This window comes from Streptomyces sp. NPDC006552, assembly GCF_040611655.1.
Classification (GTDB): domain Bacteria; phylum Actinomycetota; class Actinomycetes; order Streptomycetales; family Streptomycetaceae; genus Streptomyces.
In genome coordinates this window covers 1-4,773 of record NZ_JBEXOS010000136.1, presented here as the reverse complement: position 1 = coordinate 4,773, position 4,773 = coordinate 1, and the positions used below count along the sequence as shown (strand labels likewise).

Genomic DNA, 4,773 nt, shown 5'->3' with positions numbered 1-4,773 from the left:
AGTGCTCATCCGGTCCTGGTCCAGCCGGTCACCGGGACCGCTGACGACAGTGGCGTGGACGCGGTGGTGACGGGTTCGCTGCGGCGGGACGACGGCGGCCTGCGACGGCTGCTGACGTCGATGGCCGAACTGTTCGTGCACGGCGTGCCCGTCGACTGGAGCGGCGTTCTGCCCGCCGGAGCCACGACCGCCGCCCTCGACCTGCCCACCTATGCCTTCCAGCACCAGCACTACTGGCTGCACGGGACCGGAGCGGCCACCGACGCCGCCGCCCTCGGCCAGTCCGCGGCCGGTCACCCGTTGCTCGGCGCCGTGGTGCGGCTGCCGCACTCCGGTGGTCTGGTCTTCACCTCGCGCCTCTCGCTCACGACCCACCCCTGGCTGGCCGATCACGCGGTCGGCGGCGTCGTCATCCTGCCCGGCTCCGGCCTGGTCGAACTGGCCGTGCGCGCCGGTGACGAGGCCGGCTGCGGTGTGCTGGAGGAACTCGTCATCGAGGCGCCGCTCATCGTGCCCGCGGCCGGTGGCGTACGCGTCCAGGTCGCGCTGGGCGCCCCCGACGAGAACGGCACACGCGCTGTCGAGATCCACTCCCAGCGCGAGGACACCACCGAGGACGACGCGGCGTGGACGCGGCACGCCACCGGCACACTGACCGCCGCCTCGACGGAACCGTCCACCACCTTCGACTTCACCGCCTGGCCGCCGCCCGGCGCCGAACCCGTCGAGGTCGGTGACTTCTACCGTGGCCTGGAGGAGCGCGGCTACGGCTACGGTCCCGCCTTCCAGGGCGTACGCGCCGTGTGGCGGCGCGGTGAGGACGTCTTCGCCGAGGTCGCCCTGGGCGAGGAACTCCGCGAGGAGGCCGGCCGGTTCGGACTCCACCCCGCGCTGCTCGACGCGGCCCTGCAAGCCGCCACGATCGGCAACACCGACACCACCGACGCCGGGGACACCGGGACGCCCGTGCTCGCCTTCGCGTGGAACGGCCTGGAGCTGCACGCCTCCGGCGCCTCCGCGCTGCGGGTGCACATCGCTCCCGCCGGGCAGGACGCGCTGACGGTCCGGGCGGCCGACGAGACCGGCGGCCCGGTGGTGACGCTGGAATCCCTGGTGTCGCGGGCCGTCTCCGCCGAGCAGCTGGAGGCCCCGGCCGACGCGGTCGTGGCCGACGCGCTCTTCCGGCTGGACTGGGCCGACCTGCCCGCACCGCCCGACTCGGAGCTCCCGCCGTCCTGGCTGCCGGTGTCCTCCCCCGAGGACGTGGCGGCCGTGGCCGCGAGCGGCGCCGCTCCCGCCGTCGCGGTCCTGGAGGCCGTCACGGGCGCGGCCGACGCCGACGGCGCCGTACTCGCCCTCTCCTCGCACGTGCTCGCCGTGGTGCAGGCGTGGCTGGAGGCCGACGGCCTGGAGGAGACACGGCTCGTCGTCGCGACCCGGGGCGCGACGCCCGCGGGCGGGACCGCCGTGAGCGACCCGGCCGGATCGGCGGTGTGGGGCCTGATCCGCGCGGCCCAGTCCGAGCACCCGGACCGGTTCGTCCTCCTGGACACCGACCCCACCGCCGACGGCGGCGTGGACTCGGTCATCGACTACGTCCTCGGTCCCGTCGTGGCCTCCGGGGAGCCCCAGGTCGCCATCCGCGACTCGGCCATGTCGATCCCCCGGCTCGCCCGCCCCACGGACCAGGACGGCGGCGGCGAGCCCGCCACGTTCGGACCGCGGGGCACCGTCCTGATCTCCGGCGGCGGATCGCTCGGCGGCGTGGTGGCACGGCACCTCGTCGCCCACCACGGCGTCCGGCAGCTGGTCCTGGCCAGCCGCCGGGGCCCGGCGGCCGACGGCGTCGAGGAGCTGACCGCCGAGCTGACCGGGCAGGGCGCGTCCGTGTCGGTCGTCGCCTGCGACGTCTCCGACCGGACCCAGGTCGAGGCGCTGCTGGCCCCCCTGTCCGACCTGCGGGGCGTGGTGCACACGGCCGGCGTCTTCGACGACGGACTGATCGCCTCCCTCACCCCGGAGCGGCTGGCCAAGGTGTACGCACCGAAGGTCGACGCCGTACGCCACCTCGACGCGCTGACCCGCGGCCTGGACCTCGACGCGTTCGTCGTGTTCTCGTCCGTGGCGGGCCTGTCCGGCGGCGCGGGCCAGGGCAACTACTCGGGCGCCAACGCCTTCCTCGACGGCCTGATGGACCACCGCCGCGCCGCGGGCCTGCCCGGACTCTCCCTGGCCTGGGGGCTGTGGGAGCAGTCCCTCGGCATGGCCGGTCACCTCAGCGCCGTCGACCAGGCGCGGGCCGGCCGCAGCGGTGTGCTGGAGATATCGGCGGCCGCGGGTATGGAACTGTTCGACGCCGCGCTCCTCCGGGGCCGGCCGCTCCTCGTCCCCGTCCGACTCGATCTGCGCACCGTACGGGCCGACGCGTCGGCGGGCGCGGCGGTGCCGCACCTGCTGCGCGGTCTCGTACGCGCCGGCCGGCAGCAGGCCCGCGCGGCCGGCACCACGGGCGAGAACCGGCAGCTGTCCGACCGGCTCGCCGGACTCACCGCCGCCGAGCAGGAAGCGCTCCTGCTCGATCTGGTGCGGACCCAGGCCGCGGTCGTGCTCGGCCACAGCGGCGCGGAGCACATCCGCCCGCAGACGGCGTTCAACGAGGCGGGCTTCGACTCGCTGACCTCGGTGGAGCTGCGCAACCGGCTGCGCGAGGCGACCGGCCTCAAGCTGCCTCCCACGCTCGTCTTCGACTACCCGACCCCGCTGGTCCTCGCCCGCTATCTCCGCGAGGAGTTCGGCGAGACGGCGGCCGACGGGCCCGAGGCGGTACCGGCCGCCACCGCCGCCGACGCGGGCGAGCCGATCGCGATCGTCGGCATGTCCTGCCGGCTGCCCGGCGGCGTCACCTCCCCCGACGAGCTGTGGAAGCTCGTCGTCGACGGGGTCGACGCGATCTCCGACTTCCCCGAGGACCGCGGCTGGGACCTGGAGGGCCTCTTCGACGAGGACCCGGACCACGCCGGTACGTCGTACGTCAGCCAGGGCGGGTTCCTGCGCGGCGCGGGCCTCTTCGACGCAGGGTTCTTCGGGATCTCGCCGCGCGAGGCCCTCGCCATGGACCCGCAGCAGCGCCTCCTCCTGGAGACGTCCTGGGAGGCGCTCGAAGGCGCGGGCATCGACCCGCTCACCCTCAAGGGCACCGACGTCGGCGTCTTCTCCGGCGTCTCCGGCCAGGGCTACGGGACCGGCGCGATCGCCCCGGAGGTCGAGGGCTTCGCGGGCACCGGGCTCGCGTCCAGCGTGGCGTCGGGCCGCGTCTCGTACGTCTTCGGCTTCGAGGGCCCGGCGGTGTCCGTGGACACGGCGTGCTCGTCGTCGCTGGTGGCGATGCACCTGGCGGCCCAGTCGCTGCGCCAGGGCGAGTGCACCATGGCGCTCGCCGGCGGCGCGATGGTGATGGCGACCCCCGCCACCTTCATGGCGTTCTCCCGCCAGCGCGGCCTGGCGGGCGACGGCCGCTCCAAGGCGTTCGCGGACGGCGCCGACGGCATGGGCCTGTCCGAGGGCGTCGGCATCGTGGTCCTGGAACGCCTCTCGGTGGCCCGCGAGCGCGGCCACGAGATCCTGGCGGTGCTGCGCGGCAGCGCGGTCAACCAGGACGGCGCCTCCAACGGCCTCACCGCCCCCAACGGGCCCTCGCAGCAACGGGTCATCCGCAAGGCCCTGGCGGGCGCCGGGCTCTCCCCGGCCGAGGTGGACGTCGTGGAGGGCCACGGCACGGGCACGGCGCTGGGCGACCCGATCGAGGCGCAGGCGCTCCTCGCCACGTACGGCAAGGACCGCGACCCCCAGAAGCCTTTGTGGCTCGGCTCGTTGAAGTCGAACGTCGGACACACGCAGGCCGCCGCCGGTGTCGTCAGCGTCATCAAAATGGTGCAAGCGCTGCGCCACGGCGTGCTGCCCCCTACGCTGCACGCGGACCGGCGCACGTCCCAGGTGGACTGGTCGGTGGGCGCGGTGGAGCTGCTGACCGAAGCGCGCGAGTGGCCGCGCGGCGGAGCACCGCGCCGTGGCGGCGTGTCGTCGTTCGGCGTCAGCGGGACGAACGCGCACCTGATCCTGGAGGAGGCACCGGATGCCGCGGAGACACCCGCAGTGGAGACCCCGCGACCGCTGGTCGCCGCGTCGGACACCGTCCCGCTGGTGGTGTCGGCGCGCGGCATCGGCGCACTGGCCGGCCAGGCGGAGCGGCTCGCCGCATTCGTCGCGGGCACGGACGAGGTGCCACTGGCGTCAGTGGCCGCATCCCTGATCTCCCGGCGCACCCTGCTCGGGGAGCGGGCGGTGGTCGTGGCCGGTTCGCGGACCGAGGCACTGGCCGGACTGCGCGCACTCGCCGAGGGGGAGAGCGCGTCCTCGCTGGTGATGACCGGTGGTGGCTCGGGTACGCCCGGCAAGGTCGTGTGGGTGTTCCCGGGTCAGGGTTCGCAATGGGCTGGCATGGGCCGGGAGTTGATGGACTCCTCACCGGTGTTCGCGGAGCGGATCGAGGAGTGCGCGGCAGCGCTTGCGCCCTTCGTGGACTGGTCGCTCGTAGATGTGTTGCGGGGTGAGGTCGAGCCCGGGTTGTTGGAGCGGGTTGATGTGCTTCAGCCCGCGAGTTTTGCGGTGATGGTGGGGTTGGCGGCGGTGTGGTCGTCGGTGGGTGTGCTGCCGGATGCGGTGGTGGGGCACTCGCAGGGTGAGATCGCGGCGGCTTGTGTGTCCGGGGCGTTG

1 protein-coding gene is annotated in these 4,773 nt (G+C 74.4%); it reads left to right on the top strand.

All coding sequences use genetic code 11. The annotated features are described in order from the left end of the window. Positions 1-4,773 (top strand): type I polyketide synthase (locus tag ABZY33_RS35840; RefSeq protein ID WP_356495906.1); only part of this gene is annotated, 4,773 nt, incomplete at both ends.